The sequence below is a fragment of the Asticcacaulis sp. AC402 genome (genome assembly GCF_000495835.1).
Classification (GTDB): domain Bacteria; phylum Pseudomonadota; class Alphaproteobacteria; order Caulobacterales; family Caulobacteraceae; genus Asticcacaulis.
Genome location: NZ_AWGC01000006.1, coordinates 219,228 through 238,911 on the forward strand (window position 1 = coordinate 219,228; position 19,684 = coordinate 238,911).

At 60.8% G+C, this 19,684-nt stretch carries 22 protein-coding genes, 1 tRNA gene and 1 riboswitch; of the genes, 15 read left to right on the forward strand and 8 right to left on the reverse strand.

Annotated features, from left to right (window positions below):
* Positions 1-33: 33 nt before the first annotated feature.
* Positions 34-660, forward strand: coding sequence for an SPOR domain-containing protein (locus ABAC402_RS24565; protein ID WP_162148501.1), 627 nt, complete (start codon positions 34-36; stop codon positions 658-660).
* 12 nt (positions 661-672) lie between these two features.
* Here ABAC402_RS24565 and sfsA read toward each other — a convergent pair whose 3' ends face one another.
* A complete protein-coding gene (sfsA, locus tag ABAC402_RS24570) occupies positions 673-1,383 on the reverse strand; it encodes a DNA/RNA nuclease SfsA (RefSeq protein WP_023448316.1) in 711 nt (236 codons plus the stop codon).
* A gap of 14 nt (positions 1,384-1,397) precedes the next feature.
* Between sfsA and ABAC402_RS24575 the strand changes: the two genes are divergently transcribed.
* From ABAC402_RS24575 to ABAC402_RS24585, 3 genes are all read left to right on the forward strand, one after another.
* Positions 1,398-2,186 carry a molybdopterin-binding protein gene (locus ABAC402_RS24575; protein WP_023448317.1) on the forward strand — a complete coding sequence of 263 codons (789 nt, stop codon included), beginning with the start codon at positions 1,398-1,400 and terminating at the stop codon, positions 2,184-2,186.
* Between the two features lie 9 nt (positions 2,187-2,195).
* On the forward strand, positions 2,196-3,662 hold the full coding sequence (locus ABAC402_RS24580; RefSeq protein WP_023448318.1) for a M20/M25/M40 family metallo-hydrolase: 1,467 nt from the start codon (positions 2,196-2,198) through the stop codon (positions 3,660-3,662).
* A gap of 85 nt (positions 3,663-3,747) precedes the next feature.
* Positions 3,748-3,831, forward strand: a tRNA-Leu gene (locus tag ABAC402_RS24585).
* A gap of 125 nt (positions 3,832-3,956) precedes the next feature.
* Here the strand turns inward: ABAC402_RS24585 and ABAC402_RS24590 are convergent.
* Complete coding sequence (locus ABAC402_RS24590; protein WP_023448319.1) at positions 3,957-4,739, reverse strand: PhoH family protein; 783 nt, start codon at positions 4,737-4,739, stop codon at positions 3,957-3,959.
* Positions 4,740-5,190: 451 nt separating this feature from the next.
* Here ABAC402_RS24590 and ABAC402_RS24595 point away from each other — a divergent pair, with 451 nt between their 5' ends.
* Positions 5,191-5,721, forward strand: coding sequence for a gamma carbonic anhydrase family protein (locus tag ABAC402_RS24595; RefSeq protein WP_031235186.1), 531 nt, complete (start codon positions 5,191-5,193; stop codon positions 5,719-5,721).
* Positions 5,722-5,772: 51 nt separating this feature from the next.
* Complete coding sequence (locus tag ABAC402_RS24600) at positions 5,773-6,165, forward strand: zf-TFIIB domain-containing protein (protein ID WP_023448321.1); 393 nt, start codon at positions 5,773-5,775, stop codon at positions 6,163-6,165.
* Here the strand turns inward: ABAC402_RS24600 and rnhA are convergent.
* Together rnhA and ispH are read right to left on the reverse strand one after the other, a co-directional pair.
* Positions 6,162-6,617: a ribonuclease HI gene (rnhA, locus tag ABAC402_RS24605; protein ID WP_023448322.1), complete on the reverse strand. Its 456-nt coding sequence runs from the start codon at positions 6,615-6,617 to the stop codon at positions 6,162-6,164. The two genes, ABAC402_RS24600 and rnhA, sit on opposite strands and share 4 nt — an antisense overlap.
* Positions 6,618-6,881: 264 nt before the next feature.
* Complete coding sequence (gene ispH, locus ABAC402_RS24610; protein ID WP_023448323.1) at positions 6,882-7,859, reverse strand: 4-hydroxy-3-methylbut-2-enyl diphosphate reductase; 978 nt, start codon at positions 7,857-7,859, stop codon at positions 6,882-6,884.
* A 197-nt stretch (positions 7,860-8,056) separates the two neighbouring features.
* On the opposite strand from ispH, the gene ABAC402_RS24615 reads away from it, so the two are divergent.
* The 9 genes from ABAC402_RS24615 (at position 8,057) to ABAC402_RS24655 (ending at position 17,315) form a co-directional block, all read left to right on the forward strand.
* On the forward strand, positions 8,057-8,713 hold the full coding sequence (locus tag ABAC402_RS24615; RefSeq protein WP_023448324.1) for a hypothetical protein: 657 nt from the start codon (positions 8,057-8,059) through the stop codon (positions 8,711-8,713).
* Between the two features lie 72 nt (positions 8,714-8,785).
* Complete coding sequence (gene argS / locus ABAC402_RS24620; RefSeq protein ID WP_023448325.1) at positions 8,786-10,612, forward strand: arginine--tRNA ligase; 1,827 nt, start codon at positions 8,786-8,788, stop codon at positions 10,610-10,612.
* Positions 10,613-10,878: 266 nt separating this feature from the next.
* Positions 10,879-11,601, forward strand: coding sequence for an NYN domain-containing protein (locus ABAC402_RS24625; protein ID WP_023448326.1), 723 nt, complete (start codon positions 10,879-10,881; stop codon positions 11,599-11,601).
* A 29-nt stretch (positions 11,602-11,630) separates the two neighbouring features.
* Positions 11,631-11,722: riboswitch (glycine riboswitch) on the forward strand.
* A gap of 108 nt (positions 11,723-11,830) precedes the next feature.
* On the forward strand, positions 11,831-12,952 hold the full coding sequence (gcvT, locus tag ABAC402_RS24630; protein ID WP_023448327.1) for a glycine cleavage system aminomethyltransferase GcvT: 1,122 nt from the start codon (positions 11,831-11,833) through the stop codon (positions 12,950-12,952).
* A 12-nt stretch (positions 12,953-12,964) separates the two neighbouring features.
* On the forward strand, positions 12,965-13,330 hold the full coding sequence (gene gcvH, locus ABAC402_RS24635; RefSeq protein WP_023448328.1) for a glycine cleavage system protein GcvH: 366 nt from the start codon (positions 12,965-12,967) through the stop codon (positions 13,328-13,330).
* A gap of 11 nt (positions 13,331-13,341) precedes the next feature.
* The gene (gene gcvPA / locus ABAC402_RS24640) at positions 13,342-14,682 is read left to right on the forward strand and encodes an aminomethyl-transferring glycine dehydrogenase subunit GcvPA (RefSeq protein ID WP_023448329.1); all 1,341 of its coding nucleotides are present in this window, start codon (positions 13,342-13,344) and stop codon (positions 14,680-14,682) included.
* An 8-nt stretch (positions 14,683-14,690) separates the two neighbouring features.
* Positions 14,691-16,232, forward strand: coding sequence for an aminomethyl-transferring glycine dehydrogenase subunit GcvPB (gcvPB, locus tag ABAC402_RS24645; RefSeq protein ID WP_031235190.1), 1,542 nt, complete (start codon positions 14,691-14,693; stop codon positions 16,230-16,232).
* A 164-nt stretch (positions 16,233-16,396) separates the two neighbouring features.
* A complete protein-coding gene (locus tag ABAC402_RS24650) occupies positions 16,397-16,783 on the forward strand; it encodes a hypothetical protein (RefSeq protein WP_023448331.1) in 387 nt (128 codons plus the stop codon).
* A gap of 103 nt (positions 16,784-16,886) precedes the next feature.
* On the forward strand, positions 16,887-17,315 hold the full coding sequence (locus ABAC402_RS24655) for a hypothetical protein (protein ID WP_023448332.1): 429 nt from the start codon (positions 16,887-16,889) through the stop codon (positions 17,313-17,315).
* A gap of 15 nt (positions 17,316-17,330) precedes the next feature.
* Here ABAC402_RS24655 and ABAC402_RS24660 read toward each other — a convergent pair whose 3' ends face one another.
* From ABAC402_RS24660 to ABAC402_RS24675, 4 genes are read right to left on the reverse strand one after another with little or no spacing between them, the layout of a single operon-like run.
* Positions 17,331-17,822 (reverse strand): ATP synthase subunit B, encoded by a 492-nt coding sequence (locus ABAC402_RS24660; RefSeq protein WP_023448333.1) that lies wholly within the window; start codon positions 17,820-17,822, stop codon positions 17,331-17,333.
* Positions 17,822-18,523: an ATP synthase F0 subunit B' gene (locus tag ABAC402_RS24665; RefSeq protein ID WP_031235191.1), complete on the reverse strand. Its 702-nt coding sequence runs from the start codon at positions 18,521-18,523 to the stop codon at positions 17,822-17,824. Before ABAC402_RS24665 ends, ABAC402_RS24660 begins: the two co-directional genes overlap by 1 nt.
* 57 nt (positions 18,524-18,580) lie before the next feature.
* On the reverse strand, positions 18,581-18,829 hold the full coding sequence (locus tag ABAC402_RS24670; protein WP_023448335.1) for a F0F1 ATP synthase subunit C: 249 nt from the start codon (positions 18,827-18,829) through the stop codon (positions 18,581-18,583).
* A 32-nt stretch (positions 18,830-18,861) separates the two neighbouring features.
* On the reverse strand, positions 18,862-19,623 hold the full coding sequence (locus ABAC402_RS24675; RefSeq protein ID WP_023448336.1) for a F0F1 ATP synthase subunit A: 762 nt from the start codon (positions 19,621-19,623) through the stop codon (positions 18,862-18,864).
* Positions 19,624-19,684 lie beyond the last annotated feature (61 nt).

Sequence of the window (19,684 nt, forward strand, 5' to 3'; positions counted from 1 at the left end):
CGTATTTTATACGGCCGTGGGCATAATTGGTTTATGACCCATACCGCCCCCCTCCGTAAAGCCGTAATTTTGTGCGCTGCAGTGGCCGCGCTGGGAAGTCTCTGCGCCTGCGATAACGCCAATTTGAGCGAGACTTTCGAAAGGATCAAGACGGCCGATGTCGATGCCGGCGGCGACCGGCCAGCTGCCGACCGCAAAAAGCTGCACAGGGAAGATATCGAGCTGGCGGTAACGACGGCCAAGGATCTGGTGATCGGCGTGGAACAGGAGACCAGGGACGCGGCGCAGCAGAGGCTGCAGATCGCCGTGGTCGATCCGCTGGACATGCCCAGTGCCGCTTCGGCGGAGACGCCGGTAACGGAAACACCTGCCGTATCTGCCGCCGAGCCTGCGGCTGTGCCGAAGCCCGAAACGCCGGCCGGCCGGGCGATTCAGGTCGGCTCTTTCGGCTCGATGGCGGCGGCAAAGGAGGCCTGGCTCACGCTTCAGGCCAGATATCCCGGCGTCGAACGCTACAGCCCGACCTATCAATCGATCACGACCGCCGCCGGTCAATCCATGGTCCGGTTGAAGGTCGGTCCGGTTACGTCCCAGGCCCAGGCGGCGGCCCTGTGCGGCCAGTTGGGCGTGCGCGACGCCTGGTGTGCCAAGGCGTCTTAAAGACCAGGATCTCTAAATGAACGTCAGTTCTTGGTGAAAGCGCAGGCCTTCGGGCGAAACCTCCCAGGCGACCGGGATGAACTCGACCCCGGCTTCGCAGGCCAGGTCATAGGCCTTGCCGAAGCCCGGATCGCAGTCGCGGGCGATGGCGAACGTGGTGACATCGTGACGCTGGACGCAAAAAACGACGACGGCGCGAAAGCCTGTGTGCACCATGTCGATCAGTTCGAGCAGATGTTTGGCGCCACGCAAGGTAACGCAGTCGGGGAACTCGGCGAGGCCCGCCGAGCGCGACAGGTGGACATTTTTGATCTCGATATAGGTATCGGGGCGGGCAAGGTGACCGCTGGCCAGCAGGTCGATGCGTGAATTTCGGCCATATCTGACTTCCGGCTTTATGGCATTATAGCCGGCCAACTGTGGAATGAGGCCGGCTTCGATGGCGCGGGCAATCAACCGGTTGGGCCACTGGGTATTGACCCCGACCCAGCAGCCGCGTTCCTTGAGCGCCTCCAGCCGGTACTGCAGTTTTTTGGCCGGAGTGTTGAGGTAGGTGACGAGGGCTTCGGTGCCCGGCGCGAGCAGACCCAGCATCTTGCCCGGGTTCGGGCAGTGTGCTGTAACGGTTTCACCCGTATCCAGTTCGATGTCGGCGAAGAATCGCTTGTATCGCGTCTGCAAACGGCCTTTGATAAGCGCATTAAATTTGATCAGATGATCCACCGGAAGTCCCTGTCATGAGCGCCAATCCTACTGCCGCCATCATTATAATCGGCGATGAGATTCTGTCCGGCCGTACCACCGACACCAATGTCAACACAATTGCCAAATTCCTCAATGCCTTGGGCATCGACCTGAGGGAGGTGCGCATGGTGCACGACATCGAGGCCCAGATCATTGAAGCCGTCACCGCCGTGCGCGATGCCTACGACTACATCTTTACCACCGGCGGTATCGGCCCGACCCACGACGATATTACCGCCGACTGCATCGCCAGGGCCTTCAACGTCCAGATCAGCGAACACCCGGCGGCACTGAAGCTGCTGGTTGACCGGGCTGCAAAGATGGGCTGGGAACTGAACGACAACAGCCGCCGCATGGCGCGGATCCCCCACGGCGCCGAGTTGATCAAGAACCCGGTTTCGGCGGCGCCGGGCTTCCAACTGGGCAATGTTTTTGTTTTGGCCGGGGTGCCCAAGATCATGACCGCGATGCTCGAGGATGTGGCGCCGCGTCTGCGCACCGGGCGGCGCGTGCTGTCGCGCACGATCAAACTGACCTATGTTGGCGAAAGCTGGGCGGCCGACGTCCTGCGCGACATCGACCACCGTTACCCCGACCTGTCGCTGGGCAGCTACCCTTACGGCCTGTTGCCAGGCGAGTTTGGTACCCACCTGGTGGTCCGAGGCCAGGACGAGAATGACCTCGATGCTGCCACAACCGAGCTGATCAAACGTCTAGAACCTATTGTTGCCGAGACCCAGCAGCGCCAGCCTCTGGCCAGTCTCGAGGAACTTACTGTTTAGGAGCCCTGAATGAAACCGATCCACTTCGCCGCTGCCCTCGCGGCAGGCCTGGCCGTTGCCGCCACTCCGGTTTGGGCCAGGCCAAAGAAGGCGACAACGGTCGCAGCGGCCCCTTCGGCCCTGGCACCCGCAGAACAGGCGGCGAGCCTGCGCGACGCCGCGCTAAAGGACAACAATGCCTATGAATTCGTCGCCGAGCTGACGACGCGTTTCGGCGCCCGTCCGGCAGGTTCGGCTTCGGAGACGGCCGCGGCGCAATGGTCGGCGGAACAACTCAAGGCCATGGGCTTCGACAATGTCCGCATCGAAACCTTCCCGCTCGAAATCTGGCAGCGCGGAGACGAGCAACTCGAAATGGTCGGGCCATTTCCGCAGAAACTGATCGCCACGGCCCTGGGCGGGTCGGGCACGACACCGCCGCAAGGCGTTGAGGCCGAGGCGGTGCTGTTTGAAACCTATGACAGGTTCAACACCTCGACCATCGATCTGAAGGGCAAGATCGTCGTCATTCTGCAGCCGACGGTCGCTACCCAGACCGGTGTCGGCTACGGCGTCAATTCCGGTTCGGTCCGGCGCCAGGGCCCGGAAATCGCCCGTCAGAGGGGCGCTGTCGGCTATATCATGCGCTCGCTCGGCACCCACGATCACCGTTTTCCCCATACGGGCGGGACGCGCTTCCTGGGGGCTGATGGTGTACCGGCCATGGCTATCTCGCCGCCTGATGCCGAGCAACTGGAACGCGTTCTCAAGCTGCAAAAAGACGGCAAGGCGGGTCCGATCCGGCTGAAAATGCTGTCGACACCGAAATTCCTCGGTACCGGTCAGTCGCAGAACGTCATTGCCGAAATCACCGGTGCCAAGCGGCCGCAGGAGATCATCACCATCGGCGGTCACCTCGATAGCTGGGATCTGGGCACGGGCGCAATCGACGACGGGGCAGGGGTGGCCATCACCATGGCGGCGGCCAAGACCATTCTCGATTCCAAGGTTCGGCCGGACCGCACCATCCGGGTCGTCTTCTGGGGCTCCGAAGAGGTGTCGCAACCCAATGACCGCGGCCTGACGGGCGCAAATGCCTATGCCACGGCCTACAGGGCGGAGTTTCCCAACCACATTATCGCGGCCGAGTCCGACTTCGGTGCCGGCGTCGTCTATAGTCTGAGCCTGCCAGCGACCGATTCCACGGATTTCACCAAACAGATCGGCAATGTCCTGTATCCGCTGGGTATCTTTGTGGACAAGGCGGTCTCGACCGGCGGTGGCCCCGACACGACGCCTTTGTTCAATGCCGGCGTGCCGGTGATGGACCTGAACCAGGATGGCATGGACTATTTCGACACCCACCATACGCCCGACGATGTCCTGGAACGAATCGACCCGGTCAAGATGGACCAGAACGTGGCGGCGTGGGCGGCGACGGTGTGGCTGATTGCAGCGACTGACGTGAAGTTCAAGGGTGTGGCGCCGGCAAACTGATCGGGTTCAATCAGGTTTTGACGCCGGGCGAATACAATGGCACTCGACTAATTGGTTCTCCCGGTTATAAGACGGCCTGGTTAAGGCGGGCATGGCGGAATGGTAGACGCAACGGACTTAAAATCCGTCGGGGAGACCCGTGCCGGTTCGAGTCCGGCTGCCCGCACCAGCCTTGGAAAACGAAGTGTGCGACGTGAGTTGGGTCAGTGAGCCAGGCACCTCTTTTTCCGGATGTCGCCAAAAAAGGCCCGGCGTGTGAACTCCGGGCCTTTTCCGCATTGGCGTCGGACGCGCCTACAGGACGCCGAGCATCTGGGCGACCAGAGGGTGACGGACGATGTCCTTGTCCTTCAGTCGCACCACGGCAATAGTTTCAACAGCCTCAAACTTGTCGGCGACATCGGCCAGGCCGGACAGGCCCTGCATCAGGTCGGACTGGGCCGGGTCACCGGTGACAACCATGGTCGAGTTCCAGCCCAGCCGGGTCAGCAGCATCTTGAGTTGCACGTAGGTACAGTTCTGGGCTTCGTCGATGACGACAAAGGCATTGTTAAGCGTGCGGCCGCGCATATAGCCGACCGGGGCGATCTCAATGAGGCCCTCCTGGATGAGCGCCTTGACGCGTTTCATGCTGAGCCGGTCGGTGAGGGCGTCATACAACGGGCGCAGGTAGGGTGCCAGCTTGTCCTCCATGTCGCCGGGCAGGTAGCCGATCGACTCACCGGCTTCGACCGCCGGGCGCGACAGAACGATGCGGCCGACCTTGCCGGCTTCCAGTGCCTCGACGGCCTTGGCGATGGCCAGGTAGGTCTTGCCAGTGCCCGCAGGCCCCAGCGCCATGACCAGGTTCTTTTCGTCCATGGCGGCCAGCAGGGCTATCTGTCCCTCGGACTTGGGCTTGATGGTCTTGACGTAGGACTGGCTGCGGTCTTCGTTGGCCGGGCCAGCCATGGGCGACCAGGAGGAACTGACGCCGCCGGCGTGTATGCTCAAGCGACGCACCTTGGTATCCGAGGCATACTGCTCGGCGTCCAGGGTTCCTTCACGGAGAAAGCGTTTAGCGGATCGCTTGGTCATGGTGGGCTCCTACAAATGACCCGTGCGGTGTCTGGCCGCATGCGGGCATGAAAAAAGGCGAGGCCCTTAGAGGCTCGCCTTCGGTTACGATGGGGGAGGAGAATCGACGGCTGTCAGAAGTGCCGCCGTCGTTGGCAGGGGGCGGCGGGGAAACACCAATTGGTATTGACGCTTCCCCTTGGATTTGTCGGGTTGTGACAGGTTCATGGAACCGATCACGACGACGACCTTGCTGGCAAGCCATGATGCGAGCCGGTTCAGTCATTACTCGACGGGGCCTTATTGCCACTTTTACCTCTAAGGAATGAACCTTAAAATGGTGCCGACAGTGGGGGTGGTGATTCCCCCGCTCTGACGCTATCAGATTCTCGCAATTATCTTACTGACTTCTTAAAAAAGCGGGTTGGGTCATCTCGCACTCGCGAAAAAAAAATGAAAAGAGGCATGTGTCATGACGGTTTATCGGCTTGGAGAGGTGGGGCCTGCATTGCCGGCTTCTGGCCGGTTCTGGATCGCACCGTCGGCCGACCTTATGGGTGATGTTCGATTGGGAGAAGACGCAAGTGTCTGGTTTAACTGTGTTCTTCGCGCCGATAACGAGCCCATGACGATCGGTGCCCGCAGCAATGTTCAGGACGGCAGCGTACTGCATTCGGATCCGGGATCACCGCTGACGGTCGGCGAGGGCGTTACGGTCGGTCATAAGGTGGTGTTGCACGGCTGCACCGTTGGCGACAATTCGCTGATTGGAATCGGCGCGGTTGTTCTGAATCGGGCGGTGATCGGTCGCGACAGCCTGGTCGGCGCCGGCAGCCTGGTGCCGGAGGGCAAGATTTATCCGGATGGAGTCTTGTTGCTGGGCTCGCCGGCGCGGGTGGTGCGCGAACTGACGCCGGCGCAGATCGCCGGTCTGCGTCGGTCGGCGGATCACTATGTCGAGAACGCCTGTCGTTTTGCGTCTGAATTGACGCAGATACCTTGATTTTCGCAAGTGCGACCCAATGTCGAAGTGAAGTCAACAAGAGGAGCCACCATGCCTGCCGATGTTTCCACCATGTCCTGTCCCGTCTGCCGCGGCAGTTTTCGGGAAGTCCTGCGCGAAGGCATTCTGATCGACGTCTGTACGCAATGCCGCGGTGTGTGGCTGGACCGCGGTGAACTGGAAAAGCTGCTGGCCCTGGCGCGTGACGAGGGCGCGATCGAGGCGCCGCCGCAACGGCCGGCCGCTCCCCCGCCACAACAGCCGGTCTATCAACAACCGCCGCAGCCGCAATACCGCGAGCAGGAGCGCTATTCCCGCCGCGACGACGATGACGATGACGACGATAAGCGCAAATACTATGCCCAGCACGGCCAGCACGGCGCGCCCTACAGGAAGAAAAAGAAGGGCTTCGACTTTCTGGATATCTTCGAGTTCGGCGACTAAACCCGCTGGCTGCGGGCCTCGTTAATGCCGCGGTTGGCCAACTGGTCGGCGCGTTCGTTTAATTCGTGGCCGGCATGTCCCTTGACCCAGTGCCACTTGATCTTGTGGCGCTGGGTGGCAGCGTCCAGTCGCATCCACAGGTCGTCATTCTTGACCGGCTTGTTGTCCGCCGTCTTCCAGCCGCGTTTCTTCCAGGCGTGGATCCATTCCTTGATGCCCTTCAGGACATACTGGCTGTCGGCGTGAAGTTCGACCTCGCACGGCTTCTTCAAAGCTTCCAGAGCCTGGATGACGGCCATCAACTCCATGCGGTTGTTGGTCGTCTCCGCGTCGAAGCCGTACAACTCCTTCTCGTGTTCACCCGAGATGAGGATGGCACCCCAGCCGCCTCGGCCGGGATTACCCTTGCACGCGCCGTCGGTATAGATGGTGACTTTGGGAAGAGTGGACATAGAATAAGGCTTACCGAGGAGTCGCGCCGGAGACGAGTGCGTTTATCTGGCTTATCTGGCTTATCTGTGGATAGCCACTTTGGAAAGCACGGTGGTTGGCTGACCGTGGAGGCGTCTTGCGCTGCTGGAGATGGACCTTCGTGGCGCAAACTCTGGCGGGCCAAATCCCCCCACCGACTCATGGGCTATGGCCCATGATCCACCTGCCCCGTATAACGGGGGAGTATAAGATATTGTTATGGCAAAATTTTCATTGGTTAGACGTCAGGCGTCTGTCAAGACCCTGGGCAGTTTGAAGGTCACCGTCTCGCGCACACCCGACGATTCGATCACCTCCGTCTCATAGCGGGCGCTGATCGCCGCGATCAAATCGCTGATGAGGTTTTCCGGCGCCGAGGCGCCCGCCGATACGCCCACCGACGTCACACCCTCGAACCACGTCCAGTCAACATGCGAGGCGTCGTCGACCAGATAGGCGGCCGGCGTGCCGGCCTTTAATGCGACCTCGACCAGGCGTTGGGAGTTGGACGACTTGGCCGAACCAATGATCAACATTAGCCCGCAGTCGGCTGCCACCGCCTTGACCGCGTCCTGGCGGTTGGTGGTGGCGTAGCAAATGTCTTCCTTGTGCGGCAGCTTGATCGACGGAAAGCGGGCGCGCAGGGCGGCGACGATGTCGGCCGTGTCGTCGACCGACAGGGTGGTCTGGGTGACGAAGGCGACGTTTTCGGGATCGCGCGCCACATAGTTTTGTGCATCGGCCACGGTCTCGATCAGGGTCACGGCGCCGTCGGGCAATTGCCCCATGGTGCCGATGACTTCCGGATGGCCGGCATGGCCGATGAGTAAAATCTCGCTGCCTTCGATGAAATGGCGTTCGGCCTCGACATGGACCTTGGAGACCAGCGGGCAGGTAGCGTCGAGATAGAACATCTGGCGTGACTGGGCCTCGGCCGGCACCGACTTGGGCACGCCATGGGCCGAAAACACCACCGGCCGGTCGGGCGGACATTGGTCCAGTTCCTTGACGAAGACAGCGCCCATGGCCTTCAGCCGGTCGACCACGTGCTTGTTGTGGACGATCTCATGGCGGACATAGACCGGGGCGCCGTACAGTTCGAGGGCGCGTTCGACGATCTGGATGGCACGGTCGACGCCGGCGCAAAATCCGCGCGGCGTGGCGAGATGGACGGTAAGGACGGTCATGGGTTCTAGATAAGGTGTTTTGCCGGTCTTCGCCATAGATGTCTTTACCACAAACGACAGTAATCGCCGCGCAGGCGAAAAAGGCCGTGCCTCCGGTGTCACAGGTGACGGGGTTGCGCCGTGATTTCGCCGCAACTGGCCGATAAACCGCTTTGACAAGCGTTCGTCTTACGCTACCAAGGCGGTAAGGGGTCGGCCGATGGCCCCGTATTCACACAGGATTCTTGAAGCTCATGTCCCTTCGCGCGCGTCATCTTATCGCAGGCGTTTGCCTGGGCCTCATGATCAATGCCGGCGCGTTTGCCGTCCAGGCCCAGCAGCGTGGCCGTGGCGAGGAAACCGCCGAGGATGCGCAGAAGAAGGAAGACGAGTGGGCTGACCGCGATCTGCGCCTGAAGGCCGTCAAGGCCGAGGGGCCTTGCCCCTTTGTCAAGGTGCTTTACGATGCCGCGCGCTATCATGAGTTCAAGGACAATCGCGAAGCCACCTCTGCCGCCATATGGACGGGTGAAATCAACGGTGTGACCTCTGACTGCGCCTACAAGGGCGAGGCGCCGATTCAGGTCGGGATGAGCGTCGGCTTCTCTCTTGGCCGCGGGCCGATGGCCGTGGGCGAAACCAAGGTGTACAAGTATTGGGTTGCCGTTACCGAGCGTGACACGACCGTCCTGGCCAAGCAGTATTTCGAGTTGCCCGTTACCTTCCGTCCCGGCGAGCAGAAACTCGACGTCAACGTACCGATCGAAGGCATTATCATTCCGCGAGCCGACGTGACGGTTTCGGGCTCAAACTTCGAAGTCCTGGTCGGCTTCGAGGTCACGCCGCAGATGATCGCTTTCAACCGCGACGGCAAGCACTTCCGCTATACCACGGCGGTCGAACGGAAATAACGACGCCCAACAGAGTTGTCAGGGCGTAACGCGCCCTGTATCAGGGCCCGACCTTGTGATCGGACCTGAGCCATGGCTGAAGACTTTATTCCCTCCAACGATTTCCGAAGCCAATTGACCGCGACTGCCGGCGCGGCTTTTGCAGCAGAGGGTTTCGATGTTACCGCCGGCCGGGTTCAGCCATCCGATCGCCCTGACCTGGCCGATTTCCAGTGTAACGGAGCGTTAGCCGTCGCCAAGGCGGCAAAGGCCAACCCGCGTGAGGTCGCCACCCGAATTCAGGCTCGGTTGAGCGATGACGTGCGCCTCGACAGCCTGGAAATCGCCGGGCCAGGCTTTCTGAACTTCAAACTCAACGATGTGGCCTTGAGCGAGCGTGTCAACGTGATTGCCGGGGACAGGCGGCTGGGAGCGCCGGCTGTGGCGCAAAAGCGCAAGGTGATCATCGACTTCGGCGGGCCTAACGTCGCCAAGGAAATGCATATCGGCCACCTGCGGACGGCGGTGATCGGCGAAAGCCTGAAGCGTATCATGCGTTTCCTGGGCGATGACGTGATCGGCGACGCCCACTTTGGCGACTGGGGCCTGCAGATGGGGCAACTGATCGTCGGCGTGTCGGAAGAGATGCCGGAGTTGCCCTATTTCGATGCGGCGTTTTCGGGCCCCTATCCATCCGGGTCGCCGGTAACGCTGGCCGATCTCGGCCGCATCTACCCCAAGACCAGCCAGCGCATCAAAGCCAAGGATATTGAGTTTTTGAACGCGGCGCGGAAGGCGACGCGTGAGTTGCAGCAGGGGCGGCCAGGCTATCGCGCCCTGTGGCAGCACTTTGTGGTGGTCAGCCGTGAAGCGCTGAAACGCGACTATGCTCTGTTGGGCGTGGAGTTCGACCTGTGGAACGGCGAGTCCGATGCCGATCCGTACATCGAACCGATGATTGAAGACCTTAGAGCCAAGGGCCTGCTGGTCGCGGACCAGGGTGCTCAGGTCGTCCACGTCGCACGGCCCGGCGAAACCCAGAAGAAGAAGCTGGAAGACGGTTCGGTCGTCGAGGTTGCCGATCCGCCGCCACTGCTCGTCGTCTCTTCGGAAGGTTCCGCCATGTATGGCACCACCGATGTGGCAACAGTTGTGCAACGTAAGACCGAACATCAGCCGGACCTCAGCCTCTATGTTGTTGACCAGCGTCAGGCCAAGCATTTCGAACAGGTGTTCCGGACGGCCTACCTGGCGGGTTACGCCGCAGAGGGAACGCTCGAGCACGCTGCCAACGGCACGGTCAACGGCCCGGATGGAACGCCGTTCAAGACGCGTGACGGCGGGACTCTGAAACTGCATGTCCTTGTGTCGGAGGCGGTTGAGAAGGCCGTTGCCAGGCTACATGAGCAGGAGTTGGGCGAAGGCCTTTCGGCGGCGGAATTCAACGATACGGCGCACAAGGTGGCTGTGGCGGCGCTGAAATTTGCCGAACTGTCCAACCATAGGCTAACCAACTACATTTTTGACCTCGACCGGTTTATGACCTTCGAAGGCAAGACGGGGCCGTATCTGCTATACCAGGCAGTGCGGATGAAGTCGATCCTGCGCAAGGCGATGGAGCAGGGCTTGGCTCCCGGTGCTGTGACGGTCGGTGAGCCGGCGGAGCGTGAGTTGGTCTTGTTGCTGGACGCATTCGATGGCGCGCTGAAAGAGACCTATCTAAAGCGTGCGCCGAACATCCTGGCCGATCATGTCTACAGGCTGGCACAGGCATTCTCGAAATTCTATGCTGCCTGTCCGGTTTTGGCCGGTGACGCCGAGGCGGTGAAGACGTCGCGGCTCGGCGTAGTTCAGGTGGTTCTGAGGCAATTGGAACTGGGCCTGGATCTGATGGGCTTGAGCGCACCGGATCAGATGTAAGGTTTTGGCCACGGATAGCACGGATGCGCCGGCCGTTGGCCGGCGTCACGGATCAGCACGGATTTCATGCACCTGAAATTCTCGCGCGAAGCGCCTTCCTAAGAGGCCAATTCGCGCGATGTGTCCGTATACCATAAAATCCGTGCTGATCCGTGACGCCGCAAAGCGGCGCATCCGTGACATCCGTGGCTAATTTTTCTTTTCTTTTGCTGACAAATCCCCGGACTTGGGTTTTAGTGTTACGCGAGCGTTAGAGGGGCGTTAAAATGGCGAAGGGCGGCAAGACATCGGGCTGGCATTTGCCGCTGTTTCGCCAGCGCGCCGCCTTCTATTTCGACGGCTTCAACCTCTATCATGCCGTCGACGCCTACAAACGCCCCTATCTGAAGTGGTTGAATCTAAAGGCTCTGGCCCGTGCCATTGCGCCCAGGTCCGAGGCCGTCAAGCGCGTCGTCTGGTGTTCCGCCTTCCGACCGCAGAACAAGTCCAAGCTGAAACGTCACGAAGACTACCGCAAGGCCCTGGAAGGGCAGGGTGTTATCTGCCGCATGGGCCATTTCGTCCATGCCACGGACGGCTGCAATTCGTGTGGCCACAAGTGGCAGATCCATATTGAAAAGCAGGGTGACGTCAACTTGGCGCTGTCGATCGCCGCCGACGCCGAAGACGACCTGTTCGACGTGTGTTATCTGGTCACCGCTGATGGCGACCATGCCGCCACGGCGCGCTATATCCGTGAGCGTTTCCCGAAGAAGAAACTGATCCTGGTGTCGCCGCCCGGACGCCATCCCAATCGCCATATCGAACGTCTGGCCCATGCCTGCGTGGAGATCGAGATCGCCCATCTGGAGGCGTCTCTGTTGCCGCAAATGGCCAAGTACAAGGAACGCTTCCTGCGCCAGCCCGAACGTATCGGACGGCCAGAAGCCTATGACCCGCCTCAAGTCCGCGTGAAACAGCACCTGAGGTTAGTCGTCAATAACGGTTGACTCTTCGCAGACGTTAACGCAAGAAGACCTTCGCTCATGCGGGAGAGATCGGGATTCGTCCCCCGACGCCGAAGGCGCAACCGCCCCGGAAACGCTCAGGCAAACGGACCGCAACCGAGCCACCAAACGCTGGAAAGTAGCGCTGTATAAGCGTTCGCCGAAGGAGCAAATCTCTCAGGCCATAAGGACAGCGGGGGCAGACACGTGTTCAGACGATCTGCGAGACCCCATGCCCGATTCCACCCTGTCGCTAAAATCCACAGCCCTCTACGATCGTCATGTCGCACTCGGTGCACGCATGGTGCCCTTCGCTGGCTACACCATGCCGGTCCAGTATGACGGCGTCCTGGCCGAGCACAAATGGACACGCGAAAGTGCGGGCCTGTTCGATGTCTCGCACATGGGCCAGGCGCGCTTGATCGGTGCCGACGCCGTCGCCACCCTGGAAGCCCTGACCCCGACGGATTTTGCCACTTTAGTTCCAGGTAAGCAGAAATATTCTCTGCTGCTGAATGCTGAGGGCGGGATCCTCGATGACTGGATGGTGTCGCGTCCGGAAGGCGAGGGTTTCCTGCTGGTGGTAAATGCCGCCTGCAAGGATCAGGACTTTGAAATCCTGGCCCGTGAGACTATCGGCAACAGCCAGTTCGAGGTGCTGGATGCACGCGCTTTGCTGGCTTTGCAGGGCCCCAAGGCGAAGGACGTCATACAGGCGGTCTGCCCGGCGGCGTGCGAGCTATACTTCATGGAATGTGGAAGTTTTGACTTGCTGGGCCAGACGGCCTTCATCTCGCGTTCGGGCTATACCGGTGAAGACGGTTTCGAGATCAGCGTCCCCAACGCCATCGTCCGCGAACTGTGGGACCTCCTGTTAACGCACGACGTGGTCAAGCCGATCGGTCTTGGGGCGCGCGACAGCCTGCGCCTCGAAGCCGGCATGCCGCTTTACGGCCATGAGATGGATGCGGGCTACACCCTGGTAGAAGCCAGTCTTGGCTTTGCCATGCAGAAATCGCGACTAACCCGAGGCGATATCCGCGGCATAGACCGCATTCGCCAGCAATTGGCCGGTGACCTGGCTCGGGTCCGGGTCGCCATCCGCGTCCTGGAAGGCCCGCCGGCGCGTGAAGGCGCGAAAATCCTCAGCGAAGACGGTGCTGAACTGGGTATCGTCACGTCAGGCGTGCCGTCGCCGTCGTTGGGGTATTCCATCGCCATGGGTTATGTGCCACCGGCCGCGTCCGATGTCGGAGCCAGGCTGAAACTGGAAGTCCGCGGCAAGTCGTATGCCGCGCAAATCGTCACTCTGCCGTTCGTTGCGAACGGCTATCACCGCAAACCGAAAGCTTGAGAGGGCCATCAGATGAAATTCACCAGGGATCATGAATGGGTCGAAGTAACCGGTGACACCGCCTTGGTCGGCATCACCGCCTATGCCGCCAACGCTTTAGGCGATGTGGTGTTTGTCGAGGTTCCGGCACCGGGTACCGCGCTAAAAAAGGGTGACAGCTTCGCCGTGGTCGAAAGCGTCAAGGCGGCGTCCGACGTCTATGCGCCGGTGTCGGGTGACGTCATCGACGCCAATACCGACCTGTCCAGCAGCCCGGATACGGTCAATGCCTCGCCCGAAGGCGCAGGCTGGATCGCCAAGATCAAGCTGACCAACCCGGCCGAACTGGACGCGTTGATGGATCGCGACGCCTACGAAACCTATCTGGGCACGCTGTAAGGGGTTTTTGTATGCGTTATCTGCCGTTGAGCGAGGCCGACCGGGTCTCGATGCTGGACAAGATCGGCGTCGGTTCGATCGACGACCTGTTTATTGATGTACCGCAGCCGGCCCGTCGTTCGGGAACGGTCGATTTGCCGGTGTATACCGGCGAACTGGAGGTCGAGGCCCAGCTCCAGGCCTTTGCCGCCCAAAACGTCAGCCCGGCGAAGGTGCCGTTCTTTGTCGGTGCTGGCGCCTATCGCCACCATATTCCAGCGACCGTCGACCACATCATCCAGCGCTCGGAATTCCTGACCAGCTATACGCCGTATCAGCCGGAAATCGCACAGGGCACGCTCCAGGTCCTGTTCGAGTTTCAGACCCAGGTAGCGCGCCTGACCGGCATGCCGGTGGCTAATGCCTCGCTGTATGATGGCTCGACCGCCGCCGCCGAAGGCGTGCTGATGGCTACACGCGTCACCAAACGCAGCAAGGCGGTTTTGTCGGGCGGGCTGCATCCGCATTATCGCGAAACGGTCGAGACCCTGGCCCACGCCGTCGGCATAACGACCGAGGCGTGCGACCTCGCAATCGACGACGAAGCCGAGGTGTTGAACCACATCGACGCCGATACGGCCTGTGTCGTCGTCCAGACGCCGAACGTCTTCGGAACCGCCACCGACCTGACCCAGATCGCCGCCGCAGCCCAGGCTGCAGGCGCATTGCTGATCGTGGTGGTGACCGAGGTCATGTCGCTGGGCCTGTTGAAATCACCCGGCGAGATGGGCGCTGATGTCGTCGCCGTCGAAGGCCAGTCGATTGGTGTGCCCTTGTCGTTTGGCGGCCCCTATGTCGGGCTGTTTGCGGTTAAGGAAAAGTACCTGCGCCAGATGCCGGGCCGACTGTGCGGCGAAACGGTTGATGCCGATGGCGAGCGCGGCTTTGTGCTCACACTCTCGACGCGCGAGCAGCATATCCGCCGCGACAAGGCTACTTCAAACATCTGTACGAACTCAGGTTTGTGTGCGCTGGCCTTCAGTATCCATATGAGTTTGCTGGGTCAGGAAGGGCTGAAACGGGTTGCCAGGATCAACTATGCCAAGGCTCATGCCCTCCGCGACCGTCTGGCGGCCGTTCCGGGTGTCGAGGTGGTGACACCGCGTTTCTTCAACGAGTTCACCGTCAAACTGCCCAAGGCGGCCGCCGGTGTCGTCGAGGCGCTGGCCGCTCAGGGCGTGCTGGGTGGGGTGCCCGTATCGCGCCTGGGCGTCGCTCCGGAGTTCGACAATCACCTCATCGTCGCCACCACCGAAACGGTCAGCGACAGAGATATGGATGCTTTTGTACAAGCTTTGAAGGCGGTGCTGTGATGGGTGATATGAAGATGAACACAGTTGGCCGACCCAGTGCTCCCGATTTCGATGTCGAAGCTACCTCGTTTCACACCCTGCTGGGCGGCCGTGGGTTGCTCCAGTCCGAAAAGCTGATCTTCGAGTGGGATGACTATCACCGCACCGGCGTCGATTTCGCCGATATCGCCATAGACACGTCCGACCTGGACGGTCTGGTCCGCGGCGACGATCTGAATCTTCCGGGCCTTACCGAACCGGAGTGCGTTCGGCACTATGTCCGCCTGTCGCAGAAGAACCACGCCATCGACTTGGCCCTCTATCCGCTGGGCTCGTGCACCATGAAGCACAATCCGCGTCTCAACGAGAAGATGGCGCGAATTGCCGGTCTCGGCGACATCCACCCGCTGCAGCCGGTATCGACCGTCCAGGGCGCCTTGGCCCTGATGGACAGCCTGGCGCACTGGTTGAAGACCCTGACCGGCATGCCGGCGGTTGCCCTGTCGCCCAAGGCGGGCGCCCATGGCGAACTGTGCGGCTTGCTGACGATCAAGGCCGCCCACGAGGCCAGGGGGCAGGGCCATCGGCGCACGGTGCTGGTCCCGACCTCCGCCCACGGCACCAACCCGGCCACCGCCGCTTTCGTTGGCTATACGGTCAAGGAAGTCGCCCAGACCGCCGATGGTCGCGTAGATGTCGCTGACCTGGCATCGAAACTCGGGTCAGACGTCGCCGCCATTATGGTGACCAACCCCAATACCTGCGGCCTGTTCGAACGCGATATTCTCGAAATCTCGCGCCTGACCCATGAGGCCGGCGCTTACTTTTACTGTGACGGCGCAAACTTCAACGCCATTGTTGGCCGGGTCCGTCCGGGCGATCTCGGCGTCGACGCCATGCACATCAATCTCCATAAGACCTTTTCGACGCCTCACGGCGGTGGCGGCCCCGGCGCCGGTCCGGTGGTGTTGTCGGCTGCCCTGGCCCCCTTCGCGCCGCGTCCGTGGGTGGTGTCGGCGGGTGATGGCTTTGTCATCGAGGAGCATGGCGAAGCGGATAGCGCGGCGAACTTCGGTCGTATGTGCGCGTTTCATGGCCAAATGGGCATGTATATCCGCGCCCTGACCTACATGCTAAGCCATGGTGCCGACGGCCTCAAAAAGGTTGCCGAGGATGCCGTGCTGAACGCTAACTATATCAAGGCGTCGCTGTCGGATCTGATGAGCGTGCCCTTCCCGGACGGGCCGTGCATGCACGAAGCCCTGTTCGATGATTCCTGGCTGGAAGGTACCGGCGTCACTACGCTTGACTTCGCCAAGGCGATGATCGACGAAGGCTTCCACCCGATGACCATGTACTTCCCCCTGGTCGTGCACGGCGCCATGTTGATCGAGCCTACCGAAACGGAATCACGCGCCGAAATGGACCGGTTTATTGCGGTCCTGAGAGCTCTGGCCGGTGCGGCGCGAAACGGCGACGTCGCGCGCTTTAAGGGGGCGCCGTACCTCGCGCCTGCGAAAAGACTGGATGAGACCCGCGCCGCCAGACAACCTCGCCTGATCTTCAGCTAATCCGGCGTTCAGTCGATATTCATGTCTTTTTGGTAAGCCTTATTTCGGCCCTCCGTTTTGTCTAAAAGCGAGTCTTGCGCGCATTTAGCAAAATGGAGGGTTTTCCGTCTTGTGCACTGCGGGGGTGATCCCTATATCCGGCGTGCAAGTTTAAGGTCTGTCACGTGAAACCGTTTTCTGCGTTGTTGAAAATCCTGACGAGCATTGCCGGCATCCTGCTGATGTTGTTCGGCATTGCGATTGCGCCCCTGCCGGGGCCCATGGGCGTTCCCTTTTTCATGTTCGGCCTGATCCTGCTTTTGCGCAGTTCGGTATGGGTGAAACGTCGGTTCGTGCGCCTCAGCCGCCGCTTTCCGAAATTGGTTGGTCCCGTACGCGCCATGCTGCGACCTGGTGCCAAGGTCGTCGCCCTGATGTGGCTGAGCACACTGCGTATGGAGCGTCACATCCTGGGGCGCCGTTTGCGTTTCATGAATCGCATCCGGCAGGAGTTCAAGGCCATCCTGGGCATGCGTTTCAGCCGCCGCCGTTGGCAACCCGCCGCGGCCTGATTGCCGGACCATAGGATTTGAAAAGCCCAGCCGGTCCGTCTGGCGGGGCTTTTTGTTTTTCTCCGAAAGCGTGATAGCCTGACGGTAACAGTCGGGGAGAGTGATGGTGACGACTATAGACTTAGCTGTGATTGCCGAAACACTGGCGTCAGCGTCGCCATGGGAAGTGTTTCTGGACATGACCCTTGTGGCGAAAGTGTCTACCATGATGGTTGTGATTGCCGGGATCGCTTCAGTGATTATCGCTGTGACTTTGAAAGGCCGGACCAAAGCCAAGTCTTTGCTTCTGACCGTCATGGGCTATGGCGCACTGGGGTGGGCTGTTTACGGAGGTCTCTACGAGGCCACCAATACCTATATTGGCGCCCAAAAGACGCAGACTACGAGTTGGATTACGTTGCTGCCGTCGTTCGTCGAAATTGCCTACCTGCTGCTTATGGGAATGATTGTCTGGATCATCACCGCTATGGGGCATGACCGGGCGCCGAAAACAAGAAAAGGCCCGGAGCGAGCTCCGGGCCTTTATAACTGAAAGGTTATATATCCCCTAGTTCAAACGTCCCTGGATCTGGCCAATGGCCGTATCCACGGAGGCGTCGCTGGCCATCTTTGCTGTGCGGTCGGCCAGGATGGTCTGCGCCAGTTGTGCTGCCAGATCGACAGCCGCCGCCTTGACGTCGGCCGTCGCCTTGGCTTCCGCCTGAGTGATCTTTCGTTCGGCCAATGCCTCGCGGCGCTGGATCGAATCCGCCAGCTTCTCGCGGGCTTCCTTGGCCAGGCGCGCCGCTTCTTCTTCAGCCAGGGCGATCAGTTCGCGCGCCTTTTGCTCGGCGGCGACGCGCTGGGCCTTGATCGTGTTGAGCAGGTCGGTGGCCTCCTGACGGATGCGCACGGCCTCGTCCAGTTCGGCACGGACGGCCTTGCCGGTGTCACCCAGCGCACCCCAGACCTTGCCGGGCACCTTGGCCACGATCAGGATCAGGAAGAAGATAACGAGGGCGATACGGACCCAGGTTTCGGTTTCAGCGAGGTTGAACATTACGATACCTTTCCGAAGGCCGATTTGAGGGCGGCCGCCGTCGCCGGCTTGCCGGTCAGTTTTTCGACCAGGACCTGGGCGGTTTCACCGGCGATCTCCGTTACGTGGGCCATGGCAGTGTCGCGCGCGGCGCGGATGCGGGCTTCCGCTTCCGACAGACGGGCATTCAGCTTGGTATCCTCGGCCGCGGTCTGGGCCGCGATCTCAGCATTGGAACGCGCCAGGGCCTCCGCGGCCAGCTTGCGCGAGGCGGTATGGGCTGCGGCGGTCTCTGCGGCGGCGTCCTTGGCCTGGGCCTCGGCTTCGTCGCGATTGGCGCGGGCATTGGCCAGGTCTTCGGCGATGGTCGAACCACGGTTCGAAATCACCTTGCGCAGACGCGGCGTGAACACGGTCGCCATCAGCGTGTAGAATACGGTGAAGATGATCAGCAGCCAGACGATCTGACCGGCCCAGTGCTCCGTCTGAAGCTGCGGCAGACCGCCGCTTCCGTGGTCTTTAGCATGCTCGGTTGTCCCTACGGTACCAGTCGTGTGGTCACCGGCACCGTGGGCGCCGGTTTGACCACCTGCTGCGTGGGTGTCGTCACCATGGCCCGGCACAAGGGAAACCACGGTTGTGGTCGCCGGAGCAGTATCCGGTGCAGAGGTGGCGACGTCACCCTCAGTGTTCGGGGCAGCGGAAGTGGGGACTGCAGTCATGACAGGTCCTTGAAGGCCCGCGTCCTGTTAACGGCGCGGGCTTACAACGGGATGGGCTTAGTTGCCGAACAGGATCAGCAGCGCGATAACGAAGGCGAAGATACCCAGGGCTTCGGTCAAAGCCATGCCGATGAACAGGTTGGTCTGCTGGGCCTTGGCGGCCGACGGATTGCGCAGGGCGCCGGCATAGTAGTTGCCGAACAGGATGCCGAGGCCGATACCGGCACCGATCAGGCCGAAGGATGCCAGGCCGGCGCCGATGTACTTGAGGCCGGCGGCAAAGAGGGTAGCGGATTGAACGTCCATTGGGGTAGCTCCGTAGCGGTAGGATTAAAGGATTAGTGGTGGCCGATGTTGACCACGTCACCGAGATAGACACAGGTCAAAACGGCAAACACGAGGGCTTGCAGGTAGGCGACCAGGAATTCGAGGGTCGTCAGCGCGACCATAGTGCTGAGCGATGCAAGGCCAATCGCCCAGCCGCCGATACCCATGGCGGCCGTGGTGACGATAAAGCCGGCAAACACCTTCAAAACGATGTGACCGCCGAGCATATTGCCAAAAAGACGCAAGGTCAGTGTCACAGGCCGCATCACAAAGGCGATGACTTCGATCGGCACCAGAATGATCAGAATGTACCAGGGCACGCCCGACGGTACGAACATCTTGAAGAAGCCGAGGCCGTGGCTGAGCACCCCGACGCCGATGACGACCAGGATCGTCATTGCCGCCAGGGTCACCGTCACCGCCACCTGGGAGGTGGCGGTAAAGTAGGTGAACATGCCCAGCAGGTTGCAGCTCAGGATGAACAGAAACAGCGTGAAAACGTACGGCATGAATTTCTTGCCGTCGTGGCCGATGATCGATTCGGTCATGTCGTTGATCAGCGTAAACAAGCCTTCGGCCATGACCTGGCCGCGGCCGGGAATGATGCTGGCGCGGGCTGTGGTCAGGGTGAAGAACAGCAAGGTCACTGAGACGGCGATCATCATGGCCAGGACCGAGTTGGTGATCGACATATCGACCACGACACCGCCAACCGTGAAGGACGGAAGCTCGGCGACCTTCTGGATCTGGAACTGGTGCAACGGATCGGCCATAAAGCCCTCAACCTCTTTTTGTACCGGCGCGAACCGGTGGAATGTCACGGATGAGGCAGGC